The organism is Clostridium sp. 19966 (genome assembly GCF_032335695.1).
Taxonomy (GTDB): Bacteria; Bacillota; Clostridia; order Clostridiales; family Clostridiaceae; genus JACTOJ01.
The window spans coordinates 306,071-333,040 of record NZ_JACTOJ010000003.1; the positions used below are offsets into that span (position 1 = coordinate 306,071).

Below are 26,970 nucleotides of genomic sequence, written 5' to 3' on the forward strand. Positions count from 1 at the left end.
AACCTGTACAAGGAGGGATAAGAACATGTCTCTTGTGGGCGAGGAAAGAAAAAAATACATATTACATGTCCTAGATACCAAAGGAAAGGTTAAAGTAAATAGTTTAGCGGAAGAATTAAAAGTATCTACGGAGACGATACGAAGACATTTGGAAGAATTGGAGAAAGAAAATAAGCTTAAAAAGGTATATGGAGGAGCAGTTAAAATCTCTTTTGAAAAGGAAGAGCCTCCCTATTATGAAAGAAGTATTCGCTATCTGGAAGAGAAAAGAAAAATAGGGCAAAAAGCGGCAGAACTTATTTACGATAATGAAGTGATAGCTATAGATGTAGGCACAACTACGCTTCAGATAATAAAGCATTTAGCAGGAAAGAAAAATTTAACTATTTTAACTAATTCGATTGCAGTTCTAACAGAGCTTGTGGATTATATAAATAAAGGTATATTTACAGGAAAGATACTTTTCATTGGCGGAGAAATAAACACCAAGCAGCTATCTGTATCTGGCAGTATATCTGAAAAATTTATGGAAAACTTTTATATAGATAAAGCTTTTATAGCAATAGGAGGCATATCTATAGATTATGGTATAACTGGATATGAACCTAATGAGTGCATGCTGTCTAAAAAAATAATTGAAAATGTGAAGCAGGTAATAGTGCTGTCAGATCATTCGAAAATTGGAGTTAGAAATTATTTTCAGATAGCAAAATTAGATGATATAGATGTTATAGTGTGCGACGAAGCCTATCCAATAGAATGGGAAGAAAAATTAAATTATAAGGATGTAAAATGGATTACTGCAGATTAGATAGGGAGAATTTTAATTCTCCCTATATTATTATTTCATAAATTCCTAATATAATAATTACTAAGCCGGATATCAAGGAAGCATATTTGCCGAAAAGCCTTGAAAGATAGCTGTTACCTATCAGGCTTCCCAAGGAAATGGTTAAAATGCTGAAAACAAAGGCACTTATGCTAGCTGCAACAGCGTTCAAACCTGTTATGCTGGCACCTATTCCAAGACCAAGATTGTTTATAGCTAAGGAAAAAGCTAAAGTAAGAGACTCTTTTATATCTATATAACCTGAATTATCCATATCGGCCTTTTCTGGATCGCTTAAAAGAGTTATGAATTGATTATTATTTGAAGTATTCAAGCTTTTATTAGTAAAAAAGTCTTTAACAAACCACAAACCTATAAATATAAGAATCAAGGAACCCAATATATTAGACACATCATTAGAAATAAAATTATTTATTACTAATCCTAAAGACATTGAGATAAATGTACCTAAAGCTGTTATAAAAGCAATGAGCAAATTACTTATTGTACCTACCTTAATTTTTTTAATACCATAGGCAATACCAACTGTGAAATTATCAATATTAGAAGTTAATGCAAACAATATTATAGAAAGTATATGCATGTAAGCTCTCCTAAAATTAGTTCCATATTAATAATATTCAATATTTTTTGTAATGATACTTTTAGATTCCGCTTTAAAATACAACTTGCTATTGCAATACCCTTATGAAAACAAAGAAAAACAAATAGAAACAAACAAATTCAACAACATAACATAAAATTTACGTGGAATAAATATGAAATTTACACAAGAGAAGTAAACTGAAATTGTTGAAGGAAATAAAGCAAAGTTTTATTAAATTGGGGGATTGAAGCATGAAAAAAATGAAAATTGCAAAGGTATTGGTATTAGCTGCAGTAAGCATGAGCATTTTATTTACCATGGGCGGATGCAGCAGCAAAAACGTTAATGCTAGCAATGCTGGGAATAATGAAAAATCAATAGAAGAGATTACAGCAGCAGCTAAAAAAGAAGGAAAAGTAGTCAGTGTTGGAATGCCTGATTCTTGGGCTGATTGGAAGGATACTTGGGACGGAATAAAAAGCCAATATGGAATAAGTCATACAGATACAGATATGTCCAGTGCAGAAGAAATAAGCAAGTTCTTATCAGAAAAAAATAACCCTACTGCGGATATTGGTGATGTAGGAATAAATTTTGGGTCCATTGCAATATCAAAAGGTGTAACTCAGCCTTATAAGACTACATACTGGAATGATGTACCTAGCTGGGCAAAAGATAAAGATGGTAATTGGGTAGGAGAATATACTGGAACCATAGCTATCATAACTAATAAAAAATTAGTAAAAAATCCTCCTAAAAGCTGGGCTGATTTATTAAATGGAGACTACAAGATATCCATAGGAGATGTAACTAAGGAAGCTCAGGCTCAATCTACTGTTTTGGCAGCAGCTATGGCTAATGGAGGAAGTGAAACTAATATACAGCCTGGACTAGACTACTTTGCTAAGATTGCTAAGCAGGGAAGACTTTCCATGGTAAAAGCAGATATTGCTAATATGCAAAAAGGCGAAGTTGCAGTAGCAATAATGTGGGATTTTAATGCGTTGGGTTATAGAGATAAAATTAATAAAGATGATTTTGATGTATGTATACCATCGGATGGAAGCCTTATGAGCGCTTATGTCTCAATAATAAATAAATATGCTCCAGATCCAAACGCAGCAAAATTAGCCAGAGAATATATACTTAGTGATGCAGGACAAATAAATTTAGCTAAGGGTTATGCAAGACCTATAAGAAGCAATGTAAAACTGCCTGATGATGTTAAAACTAATATGCTGCCTGATTCTCAATATAGTAATGTTAAAAATATAAAAGATTACAGCGCTTGGGAAAAAACTAGCGCACAATTACCTCAGGATTGGCAGGAAAAAGTTCTTATAAACGTTAAATAAGGTATCTATCTTCTGCTGAGCTATAAATAGGAGGATGAGACAGAGTTTTAAACTCTGTCTACTCCTTTTTAAAATAGTTTGTTAGATATAATTTTTAATTTTACTATGATAGGTGTTTAAAGGGAGAAATAAAATGGAAATCAAAAAAAATAAACTTATGCTTCTTTTCTTATTACCTTTTGTTATTTTAGTAATAGGCTTTGAAATATTACCATTAATTTCGGTAGTCTTAGGGAGCTTTAAAAACAGTGAAGGAAATTTTACTTTTCTTCAGTATAGAACTATATTTACAAATAAATTTTATATTCAAGGCTTCACCAACAGCTTAAAGATATCATTCTATTCTAGTTTTGTTGGAATAATTGTGGCGGTGATAGGTTCTTATTCCATAAGCAGATTATCAAATAAAATAAAAGAAAGAGTTTTAATGCTTTCAAATATGACTTCAAATTTTGCTGGAATACCTCTTGCTTTTGCTTTTATGATATTGCTTGGAAACAATGGAATCATGACTCTTATCGGAAAAAGATTTGGAATCAGCTTTTTAGGAAATTTTAATTTATATTCTGTTACTGGTTTAATTATGTCATATATATATTTTCAAATTCCTTTAGGAATTCTGCTCCTGTATCCTTCTTATGATGCTTTAAAGGGTGAATGGAAGGAAGCTGCTACTGTTTTAGGAGCTTCAAAATTAAAGTTTTGGCGATACATAGGGATTCCACTGGTGCTTCCCAGTATACTTGGTACTTTCAGCATACTTTTTGCTAATGCTATGGGAGCTTACTCTACAGCCGTAGCACTTACCAGCGGAAATTATAATTTGCTGTCTATAAGGATTGCTGCGTTGATATCAGGCGATATGTATCTAAATCCAGAATTAGCATCTGCCTTAGGAATAATGCTTGGAGCTATAGTAGTATTCACTAATTTAGTAAATGAGTTTATTTCTAGCAAGAGGAGGATGAGCTAATGAAAAAAGGTAAAATAAAATATTATATAATTTCAGCAATAATACTTATATATCTGTTTATTCCTCTAGTAGCTACTTTTGTATTTTCTATAGCAAAAACCTGGCAGGCTACCATATTGCCGGAGGGATTGACCTTAAAGTGGTATACCACACTGTTTTCAGATACAAGATTTTTGCAATCCATAGAAAGATCCTTTGCCGTAAGCATATTAACTTTGCTTATAAGCATAGTGATTATGATACCTACGGTATTTATTGTTGCAGTGTATTTTAAAAAGTTTGAAAAAATCATAAGCGTATTATCAATAATTCCTTTTACTGTTCCTGCTGTGGTGTATGCAGTAGGACTAATAAAGATATATTCTTCAGGCCCAATAGTTATATCTGGTACCATATGGATACTTATAGGAGCTTTTTTTGTACTGATATTACCTTATATGTTCCAAGGTATAAGAAACAGCTTGAGAACAGTGGACGCAGTAAAGCTTATGGAAGCTGCTGAGATTTTGAATGCTAATAGATTCCAGGCTTTTATACATGTCATACTTCCAAATATGATTAAAGGGGTCACTGTCTCTGCACTTTTATCTTTTTCTATAATATTTGGAGAATTTGCTCTCACTAATATTTTAGCAGGAGGAGCCTATGAAACTGTACAGATATATCTATATAACATGCAAGGAAACAGCGGAAGCATAAGCAGTGCAGTGGTAATAATTTATTTCGTATGCGTTTTAATATTATCTTTTGTCAGCACAAAGATAAACAAGCTTGTAACTAAAACTAGGTAGGAGGATAATGATGAGTTTTGTAAAAGTAAATAAATTAGAAAAGAGCTACGGTAAATCCAAGGTATTTGAAAATATAAATTTTACAATAGAAAAAGGGGAGTTTATAACTTTGCTTGGTCCAAGCGGCTGCGGAAAGACTACTCTTTTAAGATGTATATCAGGCTTAGAGGATATAAATAGCGGAGAGATATACATAGAAGATAAGGACATCAGCAGATTAAGCCCTAAGGATAGAAATATCAGCATGGTTTTTCAATCCTATGCGCTATTTCCTAACATGACAGTTAGAGAAAATATAGGTTTTGGATTAAAAATGAAAAAGGTGCCCAAGGAAGAAGCCGAAAGTAAGATAGCTAAAATGCTAGAACTGGTGGAGCTTTCAGGTAAGGATAAGGCATATCCTCATGAGCTTTCAGGAGGACAGCAGCAGAGGGTAGCACTTGCGAGAGCTTTAGTTATGGAACCTAAGATATTATTGCTGGATGAACCTCTCAGCGCTTTAGATGCAAAGATAAGAAAAAGTTTAAGGATGCAGATCAGAGAGATACAAAAAAAGCTTAACATAACCACAATTTTTGTAACTCATGATCAAGAAGAAGCCTTAATTATATCAGATAGAATATTTATAATGGATAAAGGTCATATAGCTCAAATGGGAACTTCAAAGGAAATATATACAAGTCCCGAAAGCAAATTTGTGGCAGAGTTTATTGGAAATTATAACATATTCACCAAAGAAGAAATTATTAAATTGGCAAATAGGGGGCTTCAAGGAGAAATTTTTGCTGTTAGACCTGAAACAATTTCTATGTGCGATGAAGCTATAGATGAAGATGGAGAAAATATATTATATTTTTCAGGAAGCATAAAAGATAATGTGGTATTAGGGAATGTAATACGATATTACGTGCAGGTTATGGAAAAAAATGTAACTGTAGACCTATTAAATAGGAAAGAAAACTATTTTGACAATGGAAAAGAAGTCACATTGTTTGTAACAATAAAAGAATGTAAGAAAATAAAATAATTGGATATGTTTTAAGAGAATGTTGATATAGGCTTTGGTCGTCTAGGCATGGTTTCTTTCAGAACCCATGTAAGAAACTCTAAGGCTTGCTTTATTATAATTGGCTACCCATTTTAATGTGCCGTCCTAGCACTAAAATGGCTTTGCCCTTCCTGGGCAAAATTACGCCAATTATAAGTCGCAATTCCTAAGAGTTTCTAGAACTCCAAAGATAATATCAACATTTTAAAACATATCCTGACCCGCAAAAGGAATGTTTTAAATCAGTGTAAAAATCAACACTGATTTAAAACAGAGACAAATAACTTTATTCTGATAGTAGGGAGATAATTATCTTCCTTTTTATTTTTGCTGAATTAAAAATATATTCTGTTTAAAAATTATTAATTAATAGGTTTTGCAGTTTTATGGTAAAATAGTAATAATAATTTATAGGAAATCAATAGCTTAAAACATGAGTACAAATTTATTTATCGCAAAAATAATAAATTGGGGTGAATCAGGATGAAAAATGGTTTAATTGGAATTTTAGCAGGTATGGGGCCAAGGTCTACAGCTCCTTTTATAGACTTGGTAGTGGATGAATGCCAATATCAATATGGGGCTGTATACGATGAAGAATTTCCGCCTATGATGATATATTCTCTGCCTACACCATTTTATGTAGACAGGCCAATTGATGATGAGCTTATGAAAAAAACTATAATAAAAGGATTAAAAAAGCTGGAGGAAACTGGAGCAGCCTTCATAGCTATGCCTTGCAACTCTGCTCACATATACTTTAAAGAATTAGAGAACTCAATCAGCATACCGTTACTAAATATAGTTACAGAAACCTTAAATAGCTTGCCTAAGAAATCTAAAAGAGTAACTTTGTTTTCTACAGCTTCGACTTTTAAAGCACAAATTTATCAAAAGGAAATAATAACTTCTGGACATGATTTTATATTCAGCAATCAATGGCAAATTACAATAGATAGGCTTATTCAAAGTATAAAACTAAACAGAGACAATCCTGAAAATATTGAAATATGGAAAGAAATTTTAGATGAAGTAAAAGAAGAGGGTATAGAAAGTATTATAATAGCTTGTACAGATTTAAATGCGGTTACAGATAAGGTTAAAACAGAAGTTAGAATAGTTGATTCTGCAAGCTGCTTAGCAAAGACAGTGATAAGAAATTATTTGCAAATTATTGAATAAATACAAATTTAACATGGAATATTACGCTTTTTAAATGGCAATATTGAATTAATGAAAAAGTATGTTTGATATAAAAGGAGAAGAAGTATGATAAGAAAAGCTAGATTGGAAGAAGCAGATACGATAATGGATTTAATCAAAGCTGCAGTGAAGGATTTGAATGATAAAAATATAAATCAATGGGATGATATTTATCCTAATAAAGAAGTTATTGAGGAAGATATAAAAAAACAAAATCTTTATGTGGCAGCGGAAGAAGATATAAAAGGAATCATAGTGCTGAATGAATTTCAAGATAAAGAGTACTTTGATTTAAAATGGAGATATACAGAAGGAAAGCCGCTTGTTATTCATAGATTATGTGTTCATCCTAAGGCGCAGGGAAGGGGAGTTGCAAAAGCTCTTATTAGTTTTGCGGAAAGCTTTGCGATTGAAAATAATTATAATTTCATGAGATTGGATGCCTTTACTGAAAATTCAATATCCTGCAGTTTGTATGAGAAGGTTGGTTTTGAAAAAGCAGGACTAGTTAATTTTAGAAAAGGGAAATTTTATTGCTTTGAAAAGGCTATGTCTTAAAAGAATGTTGATATAGGCCCTTCACTGAAGGCAACTTTAAATCAGTGTAAAAAGCAACGATTATTAAAAAAGAATCGTAATTATAAATGAGGTGATTCTTATGAATAATTTTATGATAGGTATGGATGGAAAGTATAATTTTCAGAAATTCAAAAGAGACTTTAGAAAAGGCTTTTATGGTGTACAAGTTTGTCAGTTTGTAGATGAAGCACAAATAGATATACTTTGCAGAGAAGCAGAGCAGAATTCCTTTAAAATAGGCATACATTTTCCATTAAGGAGCGGAATAGCTAGATTTAGAGATCCTCAATTCTTTTCTTTAGATAAGGCTGTAAGAAAAAAAGCTTATGAATACATGGAGGAAGAATTTAGATATATTGAAAATAAACAAATTAATCCAGCCTATGTGCTTATTCATTATCCTAAGCCTGTTATCATAAAAGAAGCTTTTGATATGACCAATTGGAGATTTGCTGATAAGAGTGAATATGTCTATGAGAAGGACTATTCTTTTGATAGGTTCAAAAGTGACAGTGAAGCTTTATTTAAATGGCTTTCAGAAAAAAGTATACAATACAAATTTACTCCTGTTCTTGAATTTGACGCATTAAATAAATATGTTCAACAGGATAATTTTCTTGAAAATTTACTGGATAAATACCAAAGTATAAAAATATGTTTGGATACAGGAAGGCTTCATCTTCAGCATAAAATAGATAATGAGTTTGATGAAATTAATATAATTAAGCGTTTTGCAAAATACACTAAGGTTATTCATCTATGGAATGTAAAGGTTAATGGAAATTTAGAAAACAGTCATTTTCCGGCACTGCCTTCACTAAAGGTAGAAGAGGGTTGGGGTCCAATAGAGGAATATATGAAAATAATAAAACAGGAATGCAGCAATGCACTTATAATGTTTGAACATAAGTCAGAAATTATTACAGAAGAGGAGCTTAATCAGTGCTATTCTTGGATTAATGATTTATTAACAAATAGGTTTCAATATTGACAACAATATGACACAATTAAATATTAATATATAAACATAGCAAGGAAATGAACCCCCCGATAAACGAAATAAATACATAGAAAAACAGTTAGTTGTCCCCCCTTCTAGCTGTTTTTTTATTGTGATTTTTATCCGTGATGATATAATTAGCAGTAAGAAAATATTGAGGAGAAATGAAAGAATGAAAAATATTGCCAACCAAGATAATTGCTATTTCACATCTTCGCTGATAGTAGATTTAGTTGCCATTTTAACGTCAATTTTTGAAAAAGATAAATTTGAAGATAAATATAATATATACAATGAAAAATATATAGAGGATATAAAGAAAAATCATAGGTTTTTAAGTGATATGATAACATATACTAATTTTAATGATTATAGAATGCTGGAGTTCTTAGAGGAGTGCAAGGCTTTTAATGATCTATCCATTTTTAGTGAGTATGTATCTAATTTAGATAAAGATCATTTTTTATATAAATTTTATGGCGAAGTCATACCGAAAGACCGTCTTCGTGAATGCATGCAAGATGAAGAGAAGTTAGCAGAAGTATATGAAGAATACAGTTATGTTAGTGACAGCTATATAGCCTTCAGAAGCTTGTTTTATGATACTGAATTATTTAAAAAAGAATATCTCCACTGCTTGGATCTACTTTATACAGAAGCTTTTAAAGAAAAATATAAGGAAATGGAAAAGTCAAGCTATGAGGATTATTATATTATTGAACAGCATTTATCAAAGTTAAGTCCTATAGAAACTTCTCAGCTTATCATGGGAAAAAAATTTAAAAATAGAGGACCTTATGAGGAATATTATTTTGTTCCAAGCAAATTTATTAATAGAAAAGCTATGAGATTTTTTAGCAAAAATCAAGTGTTAATTTATTCGAATCTATTAATAAAAGAGGAAATGACAAAAGAGCAGATTACTAAAATATTAAAAGTGATTTCAGACGATACTAGATTTGAAATAGTGGAGCTGTTATCGAAGAATGGCGCCATGATGGGAAAAGAGCTAGCGGAAGCTTTGAAAGTTAGCACTCCTACTATTTCCCATCATATAGACCAATTTAAAGAAATAGGTTTTATAAATGAAGAAAGAGTTAAAAATTCGAAATACTACAGTATAAATTCTAATGCAGTGGATAAATTTATGAAGTTTTTTAGCACTATGTTTACTAGAAATGCTAAAATTCCTGAAGATCAAATAAAAATTTAGGAAGCCCTAAGGTTTCCATCACACTTAATACTACTTGATTAATGGATGCTTTTATATCTATTTTATTATTTTGATTAATTATAGGTTGATGGGCATCTATTAGCGATATTTTATCAGTACCTAAGCGCTTTTTCATATAATCTATGCTAGGTTGAACCTTTTCTATATAAAATTGATATCGTCTTTCAAGACAATCTAAAGTATCATCCATTCGGTTCCTGTTTAATGCTCTTATTTTCATTTCCTCTTTTGTTATAAATAGATGAAGGACTTTTATTACGGGTATATTTAAAGTATTTAGACTGTTTAAAAGTTCTTCTGCAGCGGTTACAGTTCTAGGATATCCATCAAGGATAAATATACCTTTATGAAACTCAGAAGAATTTTCAAGCATAGCATTTATGATTTTTATCGTCCATTCATCAGGAATTAAAAGCCCATTTTTAACACAATATTTCAGCCAGTGAAACTGTGATATAAAATTATCTTTTAAGCTAAGAGAACTTTTAATAGTAGCTTTATGTTTTTCCGCTTTTGTAATTATTTCATTTTTATTATTTTCCATATCAAAAATACTTATAGAATCACTGATATTATATTTTTCAGATAAAGCAGTTTTAAATTTTTCATCTTTTTCTGCATTAATTATGGTTTGGCGCAGAATGCTGCCCATGGATAAATGCCTTTCCTTAGGAAGAGATAAAAATTTACACAGAGCTGACCCTATTTCACCTTTGCCACAGCCTGAAGGACCAGTGAGGATTATCACTCCATTCCCTTCTATTCTTACCTTCTCTACTATAACTTTTATGTTATCATTCATATACTTAATCTCCTATATCATAAAACATGCATATTGAATTAATTATATCATAAAAAGTATTATGCTATTGAAGAAAGTACGCATAAATATAGGATGCTGGTTAGAATTAAGAAAATACTAAAAGTTGACAGCAAATAAAACTGGTTTTATAATATAATCAACTAATTAGATTAATGTCTAATTAGTTGATTATATTATAAGGGGGATACTCATGAGTGAGGTAATACAGGTAAACAATTTATTTAGAGATTATAAAGGAACCTTGAGCATGACTAAGAAAAAAGTAATACAAGCAGTGAATGATATATCCTTTAGTGTAAAAGAAGGTGAGATATTTGGACTTTTAGGTCCAAACGGTGCAGGGAAGACTACAACTATAAAAATATTGACTACTCTGTTAGCTCCCTCTAAGGGAGAAGCTAAAATATTCGGATATAACTGCTTTGGACAAGAAAAATTTATACGTCCAAATATAAACTTTATATTTGGAGGAGAAAGAGGACTTTATTGGAGACTTTCAGCTTATGAAAATTTAATGTACTTCGGAGATTTATATAAGGTTTCTGAAAAAATATTGAAGAATAGAATAGAAATGCTTTTAGATTTAGTTGGCTTAAAGGGAAGGGAAGAAGAAAAAGTTGAGGGCTTCTCTAAGGGAATGAAACAAAGATTGCAAATAGCCAGAGGACTTATAAATGATCCAAAAATATTATTTCTAGATGAACCTACCTTAGGCTTGGATCCAGTCGGAGCTAAAGACTTAAGAAATATAATATTAAATCTAAAAAAGCATGGAAAGACTATTCTTTTAACTACTCACTATATGCAGGAAGCAGAGGAGCTTTGCGATAGAATTGCACTTATTAATCATGGAAAGATAATAGATGTAGATACTTTGGACAGGCTTAAGATAAAGTATCTTAAGAGCGATGAAGGCACTTTGGAAGATGTGTATATAAAGCTTATAGGAGGTGATAGAAATGAGTGAGATAAGAGTGATTTATTCTACCTTTAAGTTGCATCTTTCTCAATCCTTTTCGAGAGCTACTTTTAAATTCTGCATAATTGTGCAGCCTATAATATTTACATTCATAATGTGTATGATGTATAAAGATTCAAAGCATGCAAATTATGCTAACTATGTTATACTAGGCAGCGGATTAAGTACTCTTTGGAGTGCAATATGCTTTTCTTCGGCAGGAGACATAGAAAGAGAAAGGTACATGGGAACTTTAGAAACACTTTTTTGCTGTCCCTCTAAGTTTACATCAATAATTATAGGAAAAGTTTTAGCTAATACTTTTCTTGGATTATCAGGGATAGTCATAAGCATAGCTTTTACTAAGGTGTTTTTTAATCAGAATTTATATATAAAGCATGTTTTTTTATTTGTTTTAAGTTTTATTTTGATGATACTTTCATTTATAAGCATATCAATGCTTATTTCGCCCGTATTTACTCTATCTAAAAATGCTAGAGCACTTATGAATTGTATGGAGTTTCCAATGTATATTTTATGCGGCTTTGTCTTTCCTATAGATATGCTGCCATCCTTCATAAGACCCATAAGCTATATATTATCACCATCCTGGTCCACTGAAATCTTGAAGGAAAGTTCTCTTGGCATAAGTGATTTGCATAATTTTTATATGAAGATAGCTGTATTATGCATTATATGCATGATATATGCTGTAATAAGCAGAGCTTTATTTAAATGCATAGATAGAAAAACTAGAATCGATGCATCCTTGGGGGTGAGTTAAATGGAGGAATTAAAAAGAGCATATAGAAACGGATTTTATTCCTTTAAAGGATTATTTGGATTTTTACGACCTCAAGTTTATATATTGCTTCAAGTGGTAAATCCTATTCTTCAGGTTATATGTTTTTCTCTTATGGCTAAGTATGCCTATGGGGACAGAGATATAACTGTATATGTTTTAGGAAATGCCATGGTATTATGTTATTATGATGCATTTTTTGGAGTAGGGAATAATTTAATTACGGAAAGAAGCTATGATACATTAAAGCTATTGTTAGCATCCCCTTCAAGCACTTATAAACTCGTATTTACAAAAGGATCCTTTTATATTGTTAATGCCTTTTTCATGGTTTTAGTGGGCATATGTACAGGAGTGCTTCTATTTAATTTAAGAATTTCAGCAACAGCAATACCCTATTTGCTGTTGTGCCTTATATGTGCTATATTTACTGCCTGCTCCATGGGAATGTTTATAGGTGCAATAGGACTTGTTACAAGAGATATTAATTTGCTTTTAAATCTTTGTTCAAATTTACTTATGTGCTTATGCGGCATAAATTTTCCTACGGAAAAATTACCGCTGATTCTCAGATATATAAGCAATGTGTTACCATTAACCAACGCATTAAAAGCTGCTAAATATATTATAGAAAATGCGGCTTTAGATTATAGTAAAGTAAATTACTATATATTTAGAGAATTTATTTTAGGAACATTATACTGTGTGATTGCATATATTACTATTAAATTTATGGAGAAGCTTTCTAAAGTAAAAGCTACTATTGATATATTTTGAAACATATTTTATATTAGAGCGGTAAAGATGTGTATTTTGCTATAAGGAAAATTCAATATAAGGCTGTAAATTCATAATAATATAAAAAAGTATAGAGTTTGCGGCTTTTTTCATATATTAAAGAAAACTACATAAAAAAATAGTAGAATAGTTAAATTTATTTGCACCTTAACGTGTATTTTGGTTATAATAAAAGATATAAAATTATAATCATTAGTATGTTAATGAAAGGAATTAGTATGATTGAAATAATTATACCTGTTAAGTCAGAAGAGGCAGATAATATAACTGAGAAGCTGGCAGCCATGGATTACTACAATGTGTGCTATAGTGCTCCTATTGAAGTAACTAAAGATAATAACGGATACGGTTATTATGAAAAGGTTAACGTAAACGCGAGTTTAAGCGTTTTTATAGAAACAGATAATGAAAATGCTGAATTTTATGCTGATAAAATTTCAAGAGAACTATCTATAAATGATGGGATAACTTATAAAATTATAGAACAAAAAAATTGGCAGCAGCCTTTTGAGACCATAGATCTTAAAAATGGATGGATTATAGCGAATCCTAAAGAAAGCTTACAATCAGAAAAGATAATAAAATTTGAGTCTCAAGGATCGTTTGGTACAGGCATTCACGAAACTACACAAGATTGCTTAAGGACAATTCTTGATATGGATTTTCATGAACAAAATATATTGGATTTAGGAACTGGATCTGGAATACTAAGCATAGCTGCAGCTATCAAGGGAGCTGAAAGCATAAAGGCTATTGATATTCGTGATGTTAAGGAAGAAGTGACGTATAATGCTAATTTAAATAACATTAGTGACATAGAAGTTATGGAAGCGGATGTTATATATAATGAATTTAAAATGGATGAAAAGTTTGACAATGTTTTTATCAATATAGGTGGAGAAGAAACATTGCAGGCTATGAATTTCATCAATTCTGTTATGAAAAATCAGGGTCATCTATTAGTTTCTGGACTTGTGGAATGGAGCTATGATGAGGTGTTCAATAAGATAGCTGAATATGGTTATAAATGTGCCAAAAAGGCACAGAGCAATGAATGGATTACAACTTTGTTTAAGAGGATATAGTTAAGGAGGATAAATTTATGGATAAAGAAAATCTAAAAAAGTATGCAGAATTAGTTATAAAATCTGGTATTAATGTACAAGATAACCAAATTTTGATAATAAATTCTCCAATAGAGTGTGCAGAATTTACTAGAATGCTTTCAGAAATAGCTTATAAGGCTGGAGCTAGAGAAGTTCAAATAGTATGGAATGATGGAGTATCTTCTAGAATCAAATATCTATATGGTAAGGATGAAATATTTGATGAATTTCCGGAATGGTCAAAGCAAATGCTTGTATCTTACGCTAAAAAGGGCGCTGCATTTTTAAGTGTTTTTTCAGAGGATCCAGAGCTTATGAAGGGTATCAGCAGTGAAAGGATCGCTAGAGCTTCGAAAGCTAGAGGTAAAGCTTTAGTAGAGTATTATGAAAGAGTTATGAGTGATAAAAATAGCTGGTGCGTTGTATCCATACCTACAGAAGCTTGGGCTAAAAAAGTTTTTGCCGATTCAGATAGGGATGAAGCTGTAGAAAAGCTATGGGAAGCAATATTTAAAACAACAAGAGCAACGGAGAAAGACCCTGTAGCTGCTTGGGAAGAACATAAGAGAAATCTAAAGAAAAGAATAGAAATATTACATAGCTATAAACTAAAATATCTTATATATAAAAATTCTATAGGAACAGATCTTAAAATAGAGCTTCCCAAGGATCATATATGGATTGGAGCTTCTTCAACCAATGAAAACGGATTGGAGTTTATACCTAATATACCTACAGAAGAAATATTTACGCTGCCATTAAAGAATGGAGTTAATGGTAAAGTGGTAAGTACAAAACCTCTTAATTTAAATGGAAATTTAGTTGAGAACTTTTCTTTTACCTTCAAGGATGGAAGGATAATTGACTCTGCTGCAGAAAAGGGCTATGATGTGCTGAAAGAACTGATTGATACTGATGAAGGAAGTCATTATCTTGGTGAAGTAGCTTTAGTGCCCTATGATTCTCCTATATCGAATTCAAAGATATTATTTTATAATACACTATTCGATGAAAATGCAGCTTGTCATTTAGCTATTGGTAAAGCTTATCCAACTTGTCTTAAGAATGGAGACAACATGACTAATGAGGAATTAGAAAAAGCTGGAGTTAACAATTCTCTTCAGCATGAGGATTTTATGATAGGCAGTCAAGATTTGAATATAACTGGAATCACTGAAGATGGAAAAGAAATAAAGATATTTGAAAATGGAAATTTTGCTTTCTGATAAGGTTATGCTTTAAAAGAATATTGATAAAGACTTTGATGGATCTGAAACTGAACTTTTAATAAGGCTATGTTTTAAAAGGATGTTGATAAAGGCGTATTTCGTAAAAGAACTCAAACGATAATATCAACATTTTAAAACATAGCCCCCGAACTGAATGAAGTTTTAAATAAGTGTAAAAATCAACACTGATTTAAAACAAAACCTTTAATAAAAATAGGCACTGGAAAACCAGTACCCTATTTTTTGGATAGTAGAATTAATATTATTCAAAAGTTATATATTTAATCCAAGATTACTAGCCAATAAAGGAAACATCTAATTGATTTCTATCTACAATTTTTTTAAATTTATATTTTGGATATCCAACCATAATAGTGCCTGTAATACCCCTGTCTTCAGGTATGTTAAAGAGAGAAAGCAATGGTGAATAATTTGAGAAGGCACACATTTCAAATAATCCCGCCCAGCATGTACCTAATCCAATACTTGTTGCATATAACTCGGCGTAAGTAAGTTGAGAAATAGTATTTTCTCTCCCGTTTTTGAAGTTTTTTGGAGCTGTAGCTAAAATAAGATTTGGAGCATTTCGTAATATGGTGTCTATACCAGTAGCTTTATAGTTTTCAACATGCCTTGGAAAACTCCAGTGAGATGGATTTTCAATTTGGCTTTCCATCCATTCAAATACAATTCTGCTTGCAGTTTTTAGTATGCTTTCACTTTCAACAATAATATAAGAAATGCCTTGGCTATTGCTTGCCGTAGGTGCATAGTGAGCAATATTAACTAATTCTAATAGTTTTTCTCTAGGAACGGATATATTTTTGTAACATCGGATTGAATGCCGAGACCTAAGGAAATATTCTGCAGTTTTAGAATCTATTACTGAAAAATTTTCTATAGAAGTTTGATTAGCTGCAGGTGTTTTAACATTATCTAATGCTTCATGAGGACATACTGCAACACATTGTCCACAAGCAATACAGTTGCTTGTGGAAGTCACTTTAGGCCCGCTTTTATCCATATATAAAACGCTGCTGGGGCACACACTTACACAAATTCCACATTTGGCACATTTAGATTCGTTAACGTCAATTAAATTCATTAATTTCACTCCTCGTATAATAAGTTTGCAGTCAGTTAAATAACCGCTAATTATATTTTTTTATTATATAAATTTGCAAGTATTATGATAAAATATAATTTATACCATAAACTTATTATTAACAAGTACGTACTTTTTAGTAACGTAGTTACTAGTTATATACTTGATAGTTAGAAAATTTAGGAGAAGAGGTTGCAAATGTTAGAATTAAATGGTGTTGAATATAATTGTTCAATGGAATTAACTTTAGATATTTTGGAAGGAAAATGGAAGTCTGTAATAATATGGCATTTGGGGAGCAAAACTATGAGATTTAATGAACTGAAAAAAATTATGCCTAATATATCTCATAAAATGTTAACTCAACAACTTAGATTTTTAGAAGAAAGTAAATTAGTTAACAGGTATGTTTATACACAGATACCACCTAAAGTAGAATATTCTCTTACTGACTATGGAAAAAGTTTACTGCCAATTTTGAACGACTTATGCAAGTGGGCAGTTAACTATTCAAATTTAATTACCTTTGAAAAACAAAGGAAATAACTTAAATATATTTTTAAAATATACGCCTGCTTTCATGGAGTTTATTGTAGTAAACATGATTTTTTAAGGACATGATAACAAATACCGAAGTTTGATAAATACATAATTAGGTGTATAATTATTACTATGCAATTTTACAAAAGAAAAAGCATATTTTTATTTGGAGTTGAGGAATATTTTATGAAATGGATTAGGGAAGATGTTTTTAAACTTACTTTACCAATATTTGCTGAGCAATTATTTGTAATATCTTTAGGTACAATTAATACTATGATGGCTGGCCATATTGGAAAAGAAGCAGTTTCCGCCACGGGAATGGTGGATTCAGTTAATAATATATTTATAGCCTTTTTTTCTGCTTTAGCAGTAGGAGGCACGGTGGTAGTTGCTCAATATATAGGACAAAAGAATGTAAAAAAAGCTAATGACGCCATGAAACAGGCGCTTTTTTCAGGGCTTCTTATATCATTTGTAATAACGATAGCTATGTGGATATTTAAATCTCAATTGATATCTGTACTTTTTGGGCAAGCAGATAAAAAGATAATAAGTGATACCCACATATATCTTGGCATAACGCTTTTAACTTACCCTCTAATAACGATAGATTTAGTGTCTAATGGAATACTTAGAGGAGCTGGTGATACTAAAACTCCTATGAAAATAACTATTTTTATGAATTTTATAAATGTTATATTTACATTTTTATTTATAAACGTGTTTAACATGGGCATAACTGGGGCAGCTTTGGGAATAGCCATAGCTAGAATTACTGGAGGAATCATAATTTTAATAATTTTAATAAGAGGCTCTAAGATAATAAAGCTTAATAAAATAAGAGAATTTAGATTTGATAGGGAACTTTTAAGACCAATATTTAGTGTTGGAATTCCAGCTAGTGTAGAATCACTTTTATTTAATGGCGGAAAACTAATAACTCAGATATTTATTGTAGATATGGGAACAACGGCTATTGCTGCTAATTCCATAGCAAGCTCCATAGCGAATCTAGTGAATGTACCTGGCAATTCTTTATGCACAGCGGCCACTGCTCTGGTAGGTCAAAAAATGGGAAGGGGAAGCAAGAAAGAAGCCAGCGAAGTATTGAATTATATAGTGAAGCTAGCTACGGTTCTATTAGTTATTGTCGGATTTATTATGATTCCATTATCGGGAACAGTATCAGCTTTATATACTAACAATCATGACATAATAAAATTATCAAGTATTGTTGTTATTGCAAATTCATTATGCATACCTATATGGTCCATAGCTTTCGTAATGCCAGCTGGCTTAAAGGGCGCTGGAGACGCTAAATATACCATGGTAACTACAATGATTGGTATGTGGGCTTTCAGAATAACTATGGGATATCTTTTAGGAGTTCCTTTAAAGCTTGGCCTACTAGGAGTATGGATGGGTATGTTTATAGATTGGCTTGTCAGAGGAATATTGTATCTCATGAGGTTCAAAAGCGGAAAATGGCTTAGACATTCGGTTATAAAACCGGCTAAAGAAGCTATATAATAAATGTTAGGGGGCTATAAATTGCAAGACTTAAAAATATCTGAAATGCAAAAGATGTCAATGGAGCTGTGGGAAAAACACAAGGAAAAGTGGTCTCCCATGGAGCCAGAGTATGCACATTATTCTATCCTTTATATGATTGAGGAATTAGGTGAAGCAATTGCTATAATTAAAAAAAAGGGCGAAGAGGATATAATGAATGTTCCAGAGATAAGGGAACATTTCATTGAAGAAATGGGAGATGTTATGATGTATTATATAGATGCACTTAATAGATTTCATGTAACACCAGAGGAATTTGCCAGCATTTATGCTAAAAAATTTGAATACAACATGAAGAGAAATTATGCTAAACAGTACAAGGATATAAAATAAATTAAAAGAAATCGGCTAATAAAGAGCCGATTTCCTCAATAATTATTACTTGTTAATTTTTACTTCTTAATTGAAATTTATCTCTTACCAGCCTTATCTTAATATCTTAAAATAAATAATCTTTTTGTCACTGCCCTTTTTAGGGTATCAAATCAGCATATTCCTGAAGAGATCCATCTCTTAAACATACTTCTATTATTTTTCTTCCTAAAGGATCTAAATCTGGAACTAAGAATTTCTCAAGCTCTCTCTTGAAGAAATCTTTTAATATATCTGCGCCGGCATCGTAACCCTCAACACCATTTTCTTCCTGCAAATCCACTTGCAGTAACGACTTAGGAACTGACTGACCGTCGATTTTTAAAGATTCAAGAGCGTAGCCTAGAAGTGGACATCTAGAAGAAACTAAAGGTTCTTTCTTAAAATGGAAGTTACCTCTTCTAGAAAGATACTCTCTAGCTATCCATTGTCCCATGAATCCAACTTTATAAGCTCCTATATTTTGGTTAGGTATAAGAATATATTTGGTGGCAGGCGTATTGATTATTTGCTTCAATAGAAGATTAGCCTGATCTACCATTCTTCCTGTAGCAAAGGGCCAATAAGAACCTACACCTTCACTTGCCATACCATCGGAACTTGTTACGCTTGGATTTGCATGTCCTCTAGGTGCCACCATTCTCCAAAGCCAAGCCAAAGCAGGAGGAAGTATATGAAATACACCCATTATACCGTAGTTAGGATTTTCTCTAGTGCTAGGAGGAGTCCTTACACCAAAGCTTCTTATATCAATTTCTACCGGCTCATTTACTATATTATCTATAAAGTTTCTAGGAAGTATTACTCTAGGATTTGGGCAAGGTTTGCCAGGTGCATCTAGAGTATGCTCCCATATCAAACAGGTAGCTTCAGGTTTACCGTCAATATTAAGGAATATTAAAGGCTTCTTTGGATAAATAGTCATTTTCTCAATATCAGGAGCTGTTCCATATTCATTTATATGATCTATTCTTAAAAACCATCCATTTTCAGCATCTTTAACAACAAGTTTGTTTCCGTTTTGAAGTGAAGGAAGAGCTAGAGCCATATCATCTGTAACTGGTTGAAGTTCACAAGCTTCTTTTATATCCATATAAAATTTTTCATCAGTAATTATATTTTTTGCAATAAGCAATCTGCCATCAGGTTCCCTGTGGAATTGTTCTGTCATTTCGCTTTTTCCGCCGCCGCTGGCACCTTCATGCATTATAGTAAATTGGTTTTCATAAGGAGTAGTGATCTTAACCGCAGAAGCATGGAGAGTAGTCCATTCTTCCTCTTCTCCTATGTTTAAAAGAACACCATAAATTCCTTTTTTAGCACTTGGTCCTGGGTAAAGGTTATAGCAGAAGAGTTCATGCATTTTGTCCAATCTATTATGCACAACTACCTGCCTACCATTAAATTCAGTGTGTCTAAAAGGCGGTGCCAAGTATAGTATAGCTCTAGGTTTAAAGTCATAAGGAATCTTGCTTCTTGGAATAAATCCTTGCAAATCTCCTAAAGCTGCAGCAAAGAAACCAGCATTTGCTGGAGCAACTAAAAGAGATGGATAGCCATCATCGTCTCCTCCAGACATAAAAGGTATAAGCAGCAATTCATCTTGACCATTAAGCCAGTCAAAAGTAGCATTTCTTAAATCACAAAAATCTTTTCCAAATCTATTTTTAAAAGTAGGTTTGTCTGTAGGCTTGTCATCGGATATAACCATGCAATCAGGATCTCTTCTTCTCATGTATGGATCAATGTAATTTACAGATAATCCATTTTTACATCTTACTACTGTAGCTTCTACAACATAACCCTTTCCAGGTGTATCATAGCCAACTTCGTGAATATTAGCTTTATTTCTCCCCATAGCAATATCAAGAAGATCTTCTCGGCTTTCAGCTAAGATAACTTCTTTTGAAGCTAAAATTTCTTCTAATTCTTTTGGCAAAATTAATTTTTTAAATAATGATTTTTCCATGTTATAACCCCTTACAATTTTTTTTATGCCCCTATATAAATAATAGTGCTAAATTGCAAAAAATGCAAGATTTAAAAATGAAAAATTCACTAGTATAAGAAGTTGATTTGTATTATCTTATTTTTTGCAATATATATTGCAAAAAAGCATACAATCATGCTGAAAAATGCAAGATATATTTTATAAATATTTCATAAAAATTTTGAAATTCATAAAGGAAATTATAAAAATATGATGAAATGTTGAATTCTTCACAATAAATTTATATTTATTTTATATAATTATAAATGGTGAATTGAAAAGATTATTAAGCTAATAATTTTTATAAATAGCTGCATGGAGGATGTAATGAAAAATATTCTTATCATAGAAGATGAAAAAAATGTGCTTGATATCATGGAAGCTTATCTTGTTAAAGAAGGATACAATGTAATGAAAGCTACTAGAGGAGAAGAAGGTCTTGAGATATTCAAAAGGTTGGATTTTCAGCTTATAATATTGGATCTTATGCTGCCAGGGATATCTGGAGAAGAAGTGTGCAGAGAAATACGCAAAATCTCAAATGCCCATATATTTATTTTGACTGCTAAAAGCTCTCTGGAGGATCGAGTAGAAGGGTTTAATATCGGTGCGGATGAATATTTAATAAAACCCTTTAGCCCAAGAGAAATAGTAGCCAGAGTAAATGCTGTATTTCGAAGAATTAACAAGGCATATGAAAATCAACTTATTTTCGATAGTGGAAATTTAATAATAGATAATGATAGAAAAGTGGTAGAGGTAAGAGGCAATAGAGTGGATTTAACCCCTAATGAGTTTAATATATTGTATGAATTGGCTATAAACAAAGGCGTAGTCCTATCAAGAGAAAAGCTTATTGAAAAAGTTTTTGGAATGGATTTTGATGGATTTGACAGAACAATAGATGTTCATATAAAAAATTTAAGAAAAAAGATAGAAGAAAATAGCAAGGAGCCTAAATATGTAATTACGGTATATAAAACAGGCTATAAATTTGGGGGTGCTTAATGTGCATACTATAAGAAAAAGGCTAAGCGTAATGATGCTTTCCTGCGTTACTTTGGCTTTAATACTGGTTTTTATACTTGTAAATGTGGCTGTAAAAGAGCGCTTTAATACATATATAAAGGAAAATCAGGCTAAAAGAGACGAAAGGATAGTAAATTATTTAAGAGATATATATGTTAAGAATGGTAAATGGGATGAAAATACAGGGCTAGAAGTAGAGCATGAAGCTTACATGGGAAATTTTTGTGTTACATTATTAGATGCCAGCAGAAGTACTATTTGGGGGATGAATCCAAAGGATATACTTAAGGATATAAATTCTATGAAAAAAGCTCATGGAGCTGAAGAAGGAATTTATGAATCTAAAGAATATCCTATAAAATATAATAATGTAATTGTTGGATACGTGCAGATAGGACAGTATTCTTCTATAATTTTGACAGCTGAAGATAAAAGCTTTGAGACAGCCATAAATAGAAGCATAATTATAAGTACCTTTGTATCTCTTGTCATAACTTTTATAATAGCTATGTATCTAGTAAAGCAATTTTCTACTCCTATAAAGGAAATGGCAAATAAATCTGTGAAATTAGCTAGAGGAGAATTTGTTGAAGATAAAAGTGAGCGCATTTCCATAATAGAAATTAATAATTTGAAAAATAGCATGGATACATTATCAAGAAAATTGAATCATATATCCTTAATCCGAAAAAGATTAGTTTCAGAGATATCTCATGAATTAAGAACTCCGCTGAATGTGCTGCAAAACAACCTAGAAGCTATGATAGATGATATTATACCTATATCCAAAAATAAATTAATTGATTTAAATAATGAAGTTATACGGTTTGGAAACCTTGTGAATGACTTGAATATGCTAAAAGAATTCGAAATTGAAAGTATTAAATTAGATATGACTGAGTTTTCTATAGGAAAATTAACTCAAGAAGTAATGGATGAGTTTAGAGGGATTATGCAAAAAAATAATTTAAAACTTTTATATGAAAATCAATGTGAAGAAGATTATATTGTAGGTGACAGAAAGAAAATAAAGCAGGTACTTATAAATGTTATGAGCAATGCTGTAAAATTTAATAGAAGCGAAGGAAGTATAGAGGTTAAGGTAATAGGTGATAATAAAACAGTAGCTGTAGAATTTAAGGATACAGGCATAGGAATAAGCAAGGAAGAAATTCCGCATATATTTGATTATTTATATAGAGGAGATAAAAGCAAAGGAAAAATTCAGGGAAAGGGTATAGGTCTATCACTGGTAAAAGATATTTTAGAGCTTCATTCAGCAAAGATAGAAGTTGAAAGTGAGGAGAATGCAGGAAGTAAATTTATAATAACTTTCTTCATAAAAACTACATAAGTAGGAGTTAGTATATAGCTAAAGAAAAAATATCAAAACCTATTGAAAATTATTATCAATAGGTATATAATAAAACTGCGATACCCCCACGGGGTGTATGGGAGGTGAAAAAATGAATGAGGAAAAACAAAAAGCTGTGCAAGCACTTAAGACTTCTAAAGGTCAAATAGAGGGAATAATAAAAATGATCGAGGATGGAAGATATTGTGTGGATGTGTCCAATCAGATAATAGCCGCTCAGGCTTTGTTAAAAAAAGCTAACTTACTTATTCTAAAACAGCATATAGGGCATTGCGTAAAAGATGCATTTTCTACCGGTAATGGAGAGGAAAAAGTTGATGAAATAATAGAGCTTCTAGGAAAGATAATGGATAAATAATATTTGTTTAATATAGAATGGGGGGATAAGTTTTGTCCAGTAAAGTTTTTAAAATAGAAGGTATGACCTGTGCTGCTTGTGTTAGAGCGGTGGAGAGGGCTACTAAAAGAATTGATGGAGTTTCAGAGGCTGCGGTGAATTTAGCCACTGAAAAGCTTAATATAACCTATGATGACTCAAAGGTTGATGAAGAAAAAATAAAAATAGCGGTAGAAAAAGCAGGATATAAAGCTATTAGTGAAGCAAAAGAAAAAATCATGAAAATAGAAGGTATGACCTGTGCCGCTTGTGTTAGAGCAGTAGAAAGAGCTGCTAAAAAGCTTGATGGAGTCGTTGAAGCTAATGTGAATTTAGCTACAGAAAAAATGAACATAAAATATGAACCCTCAAAGGTCAGAATAGCTGACATTAAAAAAGCTATAGATAAAGCCGGATATAAGGCTATTGAAGAGGAAATGGTAGAGGATTCAGATAAAGATAGGAAAGAAGCGGCTATAAAAAAGAAATGGAGGCAATTTATCATTGCACTTATATTTGCTGTTCCGCTTCTGGCTGTATCCATGGCGCATATGCTTGGAGAAAAATTAGGCTTTAGCCTTCCTATGATAATAGATCCAATGGAAAATCCTATTAATTTTGCAGTTTTGCAATTTGTGTTGGTTATACCGATACTTATTGCAGGGAGAAAATTCTTTACAGTAGGTTTTAGAGCTTTGGCAAAGCTTAGTCCTAATATGGATTCCTTGATAGCAATAGGTACAGCAGCAGCATTTATATATAGCAGTTTTGGGGTTTATGAAATAATTATTGGACACCAGGAATACGCATATAATCTATATTTTGAATCTGCTGGAGTGATAATAACTCTAATATCTCTTGGCAAATATCTTGAGTCTGTTACAAAAGGAAAAACTTCTGATGCTATAAAAAAGCTTATGGGACTTTCTCCTAAGACTGCTAGGATAATGAGGGATGAAAAGGAAATAGAAATTTCCATAGATGAAGTTGAAGTTGGAGATATGGTGGTAGTTAAACCTGGAGAAAAGCTTCCTGTAGATGGAGAGGTTTTAGCAGGAAACACATCAATAGATGAATCCATGTTAACTGGTGAAAGCATACCAGTGGAAAAGGTTCCTGGAGATAAAGTTATTGGAGCAAGTATAAATAAGAATGGAAGCATTGTTTATAAGGCCACAAAAGTAGGAAAAGACACTGCGCTTTCTCAGATAATAAGACTTGTTGAAGAAGCCCAGGGTTCTAAGGCTCCTATCGCAAAGATGGCTGACATAATATCTGGATATTTTGTGCCTGCAGTAATAACCCTAGCTATACTTTCATCTTTAGCTTGGTATCTCTATGGGGAGAATACTACCTTTGTTCTTAAAATATTTATATCTGTGCTTGTAATAGCGTGTCCTTGTGCTCTTGGATTAGCCACACCTACAGCTATAATGGTAGGCACAGGAAAAGGCGCAGAATATGGAGTACTTTTTAAGAGTGGAGGAGCTTTGGAGACGAGCCACAAGCTTCAGACTATCGTGTTTGATAAAACAGGTACGCTTACCGAAGGAAAACCAAAAGTTACAGATATAGTGGCAAATGGAGATATAGGGGAAGAATATCTTCTTAAGCTTGCTGCTTCTGCTGAAAAGGGTTCTGAACATCCATTGGGTGAAGCTATAGTTAGAGGGGCAGAGGAAAGAGATATTGAACTTCTAAAGATGGATTCCTTTAAGGCAATACCTGGACATGGTATAGAAACCATTTTGGAAAATTCTTCTGTGCTGCTAGGAAATAGAAAATTAATGCTTGAAAAACAAATAGATATTTCTAGCTTAGATGAAATATCAGAAAAGCTAGCAGGCGAAGGAAAGACACCTATGTACGTGGCGCTGGCAGGTAAACTTGCTGGAATAATAGCTGTAGCTGATACTTTAAAAGAGAGCAGCAAGGAAGCCGTTAAAAAGCTTCATGATATGGGGATAGAAGTAGCAATGATAACTGGAGATAATAGAAAGACAGCAGAAGCCATTGCAAAACAGGTGGGAATAGACAGAGTTCTATCTGAAGTGCTTCCTAAGGATAAGGCAGAAGAAGTGAAGAAGCTTCAGCAGGAAGGAAAAGTGGTAGCTATGGTGGGGGATGGAATTAATGACGCACCTGCTCTAGCTCAAGCTGATATAGGAATAGCAATTGGCTCAGGCACAGATGTAGCTATGGAATCTGCAGACATAGTTCTTATGCGAAGCAACATAATGGATGTTATAACTGCAGTAAAGCTCAGCAGACAGACTATAAAAAATATTAAAGAAAATCTTTTCTGGGCCTTCGGGTATAATACTTTGGGTATACCTGTTGCTATGGGGATATTATATTTATTTGGAGGTCCCCTTCTAAGTCCTATGATTGGAGCAGCAGCCATGAGCTTCAGCTCCGTATCAGTACTTTTAAATGCATTGAGATTAAGAGGGTTTAAACCCTATTAATATATATAATAATTAATTTGGAGGGATTTATATGAAAAAGAAAATATCAATTGAAGGCATGAGCTGTGGACATTGCGTAAAGCATGTTACAGAAGCTTTAAAGGAAGTTAAAGGAGTTTCTAATGTGGAAGTCAGCCTTGAAAATAAGAATGCTTTAATAGAAGCTTCAGAAGAAGTTAAAGATGGAGATATAAAATTTGCAGTAGAAGATGCTGGCTATGATGTAACTGAAATAGCTTCAGTATAAAAAGGCTCTGTTTTAAAACAAAGTAGTTATAAGATAAAAAGCTATGCTATAGGCAGAAATGTTTATAGCATAGCTTTTTATTTTACGTAGATAAAGATATAAGTAGCACGCTTAAGGAAGTTTTTGATAATAACTAGATATCTAGTTGCAGAAATATAACTATTCTCTGAAGGATAAGTGTGGCGTAAGCTACTTTTGTTTAGGTATGAGACTTGTTGCACAATGAAGATAAAGTTACTTTAAAGAGAAATAGATAAGAATAAGCTAATGATTAAAAATTAAAAATTAAAAAGCTAGGGTAAAAATTCAGCCTTGCTGAATTTTTTATAAACTTATAATTAAAAGAAATCGGCTCACAAAGAGATGATTTCCTCAATTATTTTATATATTAAAAGTGGAGATACTGAATATGGTGTGCCATTCAGGGTGAGGCCTTGTTTTTTTATATTAGGCTCTGTTTTAAATCAGTGTTGATTTTTACACTGATTTAAAACTTCCTTCAGTTCGGGAGGCTATGTTTTAAAATGTTGATATTATCGTTTAAGTTCTAGAAACTCT

General features: G+C 32.0%; 26 protein-coding genes. 22 read left to right on the forward strand and 4 right to left on the reverse strand.

From position 1 onward, the window contains the following. Nucleotides 1–25: 25 nt before the first annotated feature. The gene (locus IAI10_RS04940) at nucleotides 26–811 is read left to right on the forward strand and encodes a DeoR/GlpR family DNA-binding transcription regulator (RefSeq protein ID WP_315672171.1); all 786 of its coding nucleotides are present in this window, start codon (nucleotides 26–28) and stop codon (nucleotides 809–811) included. A 22-nt stretch (nucleotides 812–833) separates the two neighbouring features. Here IAI10_RS04940 and ytaF read toward each other — a convergent pair whose 3' ends face one another. After that, the gene (gene ytaF, locus IAI10_RS04945; protein WP_315672172.1) at nucleotides 834–1,433 is read right to left on the reverse strand and encodes a sporulation membrane protein YtaF; all 600 of its coding nucleotides are present in this window, start codon (nucleotides 1,431–1,433) and stop codon (nucleotides 834–836) included. Nucleotides 1,434–1,687: 254 nt separating this feature from the next. On the opposite strand from ytaF, the gene IAI10_RS04950 reads away from it, so the two are divergent. The 8 genes from IAI10_RS04950 (at nucleotide 1,688) to IAI10_RS04985 (ending at nucleotide 9,598) form a co-directional block, all read left to right on the forward strand. Continuing rightward, nucleotides 1,688–2,791: an ABC transporter substrate-binding protein gene (locus IAI10_RS04950; RefSeq protein WP_315672173.1), complete on the forward strand. Its 1,104-nt coding sequence runs from the start codon at nucleotides 1,688–1,690 to the stop codon at nucleotides 2,789–2,791. 133 nt (nucleotides 2,792–2,924) lie between these two features. Further along, on the forward strand, nucleotides 2,925–3,764 hold the full coding sequence (locus tag IAI10_RS04955) for an ABC transporter permease subunit (protein ID WP_315672174.1): 840 nt from the start codon (nucleotides 2,925–2,927) through the stop codon (nucleotides 3,762–3,764). Further along, on the forward strand, nucleotides 3,764–4,555 hold the full coding sequence (locus IAI10_RS04960; RefSeq protein ID WP_315672175.1) for an ABC transporter permease subunit: 792 nt from the start codon (nucleotides 3,764–3,766) through the stop codon (nucleotides 4,553–4,555). Before IAI10_RS04955 ends, IAI10_RS04960 begins: the two co-directional genes overlap by 1 nt. 10 nt (nucleotides 4,556–4,565) lie before the next feature. Then, a complete protein-coding gene (locus tag IAI10_RS04965) occupies nucleotides 4,566–5,582 on the forward strand; it encodes an ABC transporter ATP-binding protein (protein ID WP_315672176.1) in 1,017 nt (338 codons plus the stop codon). A 504-nt stretch (nucleotides 5,583–6,086) separates the two neighbouring features. Further along, complete coding sequence (locus IAI10_RS04970; protein ID WP_315672177.1) at nucleotides 6,087–6,785, forward strand: amino acid racemase; 699 nt, start codon at nucleotides 6,087–6,089, stop codon at nucleotides 6,783–6,785. Nucleotides 6,786–6,872: 87 nt separating this feature from the next. Further along, nucleotides 6,873–7,364 carry a GNAT family N-acetyltransferase gene (locus IAI10_RS04975; protein WP_315672178.1) on the forward strand — a complete coding sequence of 164 codons (492 nt, stop codon included), beginning with the start codon at nucleotides 6,873–6,875 and terminating at the stop codon, nucleotides 7,362–7,364. 100 nt (nucleotides 7,365–7,464) lie between these two features. Continuing rightward, complete coding sequence (locus IAI10_RS04980) at nucleotides 7,465–8,376, forward strand: sugar phosphate isomerase/epimerase (protein ID WP_315672179.1); 912 nt, start codon at nucleotides 7,465–7,467, stop codon at nucleotides 8,374–8,376. Nucleotides 8,377–8,557: 181 nt separating this feature from the next. After that, the gene (locus tag IAI10_RS04985) at nucleotides 8,558–9,598 is read left to right on the forward strand and encodes a metalloregulator ArsR/SmtB family transcription factor (RefSeq protein WP_315672180.1); all 1,041 of its coding nucleotides are present in this window, start codon (nucleotides 8,558–8,560) and stop codon (nucleotides 9,596–9,598) included. Here IAI10_RS04985 and IAI10_RS04990 read toward each other — a convergent pair. Next, on the reverse strand, nucleotides 9,567–10,421 hold the full coding sequence (locus IAI10_RS04990) for a nucleoside monophosphate kinase (protein ID WP_315672181.1): 855 nt from the start codon (nucleotides 10,419–10,421) through the stop codon (nucleotides 9,567–9,569). The genes IAI10_RS04985 and IAI10_RS04990 overlap by 32 nt on opposite strands. A 211-nt stretch (nucleotides 10,422–10,632) precedes the next feature. On the opposite strand from IAI10_RS04990, the gene IAI10_RS04995 reads away from it, so the two are divergent. The 5 genes from IAI10_RS04995 (at nucleotide 10,633) to IAI10_RS05015 (ending at nucleotide 15,332) form a co-directional block, all read left to right on the forward strand. Next, nucleotides 10,633–11,409: an ABC transporter ATP-binding protein gene (locus IAI10_RS04995; protein ID WP_315672182.1), complete on the forward strand. Its 777-nt coding sequence runs from the start codon at nucleotides 10,633–10,635 to the stop codon at nucleotides 11,407–11,409. Beyond that, nucleotides 11,402–12,184, forward strand: coding sequence for an ABC transporter permease (locus tag IAI10_RS05000; RefSeq protein WP_315672183.1), 783 nt, complete (start codon nucleotides 11,402–11,404; stop codon nucleotides 12,182–12,184). The genes IAI10_RS04995 and IAI10_RS05000 overlap by 8 nt, the downstream gene beginning before the upstream one ends. Beyond that, complete coding sequence (locus IAI10_RS05005; protein WP_315672184.1) at nucleotides 12,185–12,979, forward strand: ABC transporter permease; 795 nt, start codon at nucleotides 12,185–12,187, stop codon at nucleotides 12,977–12,979. Nucleotides 12,980–13,218: 239 nt separating this feature from the next. Continuing rightward, nucleotides 13,219–14,085: a 50S ribosomal protein L11 methyltransferase gene (locus IAI10_RS05010; RefSeq protein WP_315672185.1), complete on the forward strand. Its 867-nt coding sequence runs from the start codon at nucleotides 13,219–13,221 to the stop codon at nucleotides 14,083–14,085. 17 nt (nucleotides 14,086–14,102) lie between these two features. Then, complete coding sequence (locus tag IAI10_RS05015; RefSeq protein ID WP_315672186.1) at nucleotides 14,103–15,332, forward strand: aminopeptidase; 1,230 nt, start codon at nucleotides 14,103–14,105, stop codon at nucleotides 15,330–15,332. Between the two features lie 298 nt (nucleotides 15,333–15,630). Here the strand turns inward: IAI10_RS05015 and IAI10_RS05020 are convergent, their stop codons facing one another. After that, nucleotides 15,631–16,440 carry a nitroreductase family protein gene (locus IAI10_RS05020; protein WP_315672187.1) on the reverse strand — a complete coding sequence of 270 codons (810 nt, stop codon included), beginning with the start codon at nucleotides 16,438–16,440 and terminating at the stop codon, nucleotides 15,631–15,633. A gap of 198 nt (nucleotides 16,441–16,638) precedes the next feature. On the opposite strand from IAI10_RS05020, the gene IAI10_RS05025 reads away from it, so the two are divergent. The 3 genes from IAI10_RS05025 (at nucleotide 16,639) to IAI10_RS05035 (ending at nucleotide 18,888) form a co-directional block, all read left to right on the forward strand. Continuing rightward, nucleotides 16,639–16,986 carry a helix-turn-helix domain-containing protein gene (locus tag IAI10_RS05025; RefSeq protein ID WP_315672188.1) on the forward strand — a complete coding sequence of 116 codons (348 nt, stop codon included), beginning with the start codon at nucleotides 16,639–16,641 and terminating at the stop codon, nucleotides 16,984–16,986. A gap of 180 nt (nucleotides 16,987–17,166) precedes the next feature. Continuing rightward, nucleotides 17,167–18,513: an MATE family efflux transporter gene (locus IAI10_RS05030; protein ID WP_315672189.1), complete on the forward strand. Its 1,347-nt coding sequence runs from the start codon at nucleotides 17,167–17,169 to the stop codon at nucleotides 18,511–18,513. A 21-nt stretch (nucleotides 18,514–18,534) separates the two neighbouring features. Next, nucleotides 18,535–18,888, forward strand: coding sequence for a MazG nucleotide pyrophosphohydrolase domain-containing protein (locus IAI10_RS05035; protein ID WP_315672190.1), 354 nt, complete (start codon nucleotides 18,535–18,537; stop codon nucleotides 18,886–18,888). 139 nt (nucleotides 18,889–19,027) lie between these two features. On the opposite strand, the gene IAI10_RS05040 is transcribed toward IAI10_RS05035, so the two are convergent. Then, complete coding sequence (locus IAI10_RS05040) at nucleotides 19,028–20,896, reverse strand: DUF4914 family protein (protein ID WP_315672191.1); 1,869 nt, start codon at nucleotides 20,894–20,896, stop codon at nucleotides 19,028–19,030. Between the two features lie 348 nt (nucleotides 20,897–21,244). Here IAI10_RS05040 and IAI10_RS05045 point away from each other — a divergent pair, with 348 nt between their 5' ends. The 5 genes from IAI10_RS05045 (at nucleotide 21,245) to IAI10_RS05065 (ending at nucleotide 26,412) form a co-directional block, all read left to right on the forward strand. Then, the gene (locus IAI10_RS05045; RefSeq protein WP_315672192.1) at nucleotides 21,245–21,925 is read left to right on the forward strand and encodes a response regulator transcription factor; all 681 of its coding nucleotides are present in this window, start codon (nucleotides 21,245–21,247) and stop codon (nucleotides 21,923–21,925) included. Nucleotide 21,926: 1 nt separating this feature from the next. Next, the gene (locus IAI10_RS05050) at nucleotides 21,927–23,300 is read left to right on the forward strand and encodes a HAMP domain-containing sensor histidine kinase (protein WP_315672193.1); all 1,374 of its coding nucleotides are present in this window, start codon (nucleotides 21,927–21,929) and stop codon (nucleotides 23,298–23,300) included. Nucleotides 23,301–23,412: 112 nt separating this feature from the next. Continuing rightward, nucleotides 23,413–23,679, forward strand: a complete 267-nt coding sequence (locus IAI10_RS05055; protein WP_315672194.1) for a metal-sensing transcriptional repressor — start codon at nucleotides 23,413–23,415, stop codon at nucleotides 23,677–23,679. Nucleotides 23,680–23,711: 32 nt separating this feature from the next. After that, nucleotides 23,712–26,165 (forward strand): heavy metal translocating P-type ATPase, encoded by a 2,454-nt coding sequence (locus tag IAI10_RS05060; RefSeq protein WP_315672195.1) that lies wholly within the window; start codon nucleotides 23,712–23,714, stop codon nucleotides 26,163–26,165. Nucleotides 26,166–26,196: 31 nt separating this feature from the next. Beyond that, complete coding sequence (locus IAI10_RS05065; RefSeq protein ID WP_315672196.1) at nucleotides 26,197–26,412, forward strand: copper ion binding protein; 216 nt, start codon at nucleotides 26,197–26,199, stop codon at nucleotides 26,410–26,412. Nucleotides 26,413–26,970: the final 558 nt, after the last annotated feature.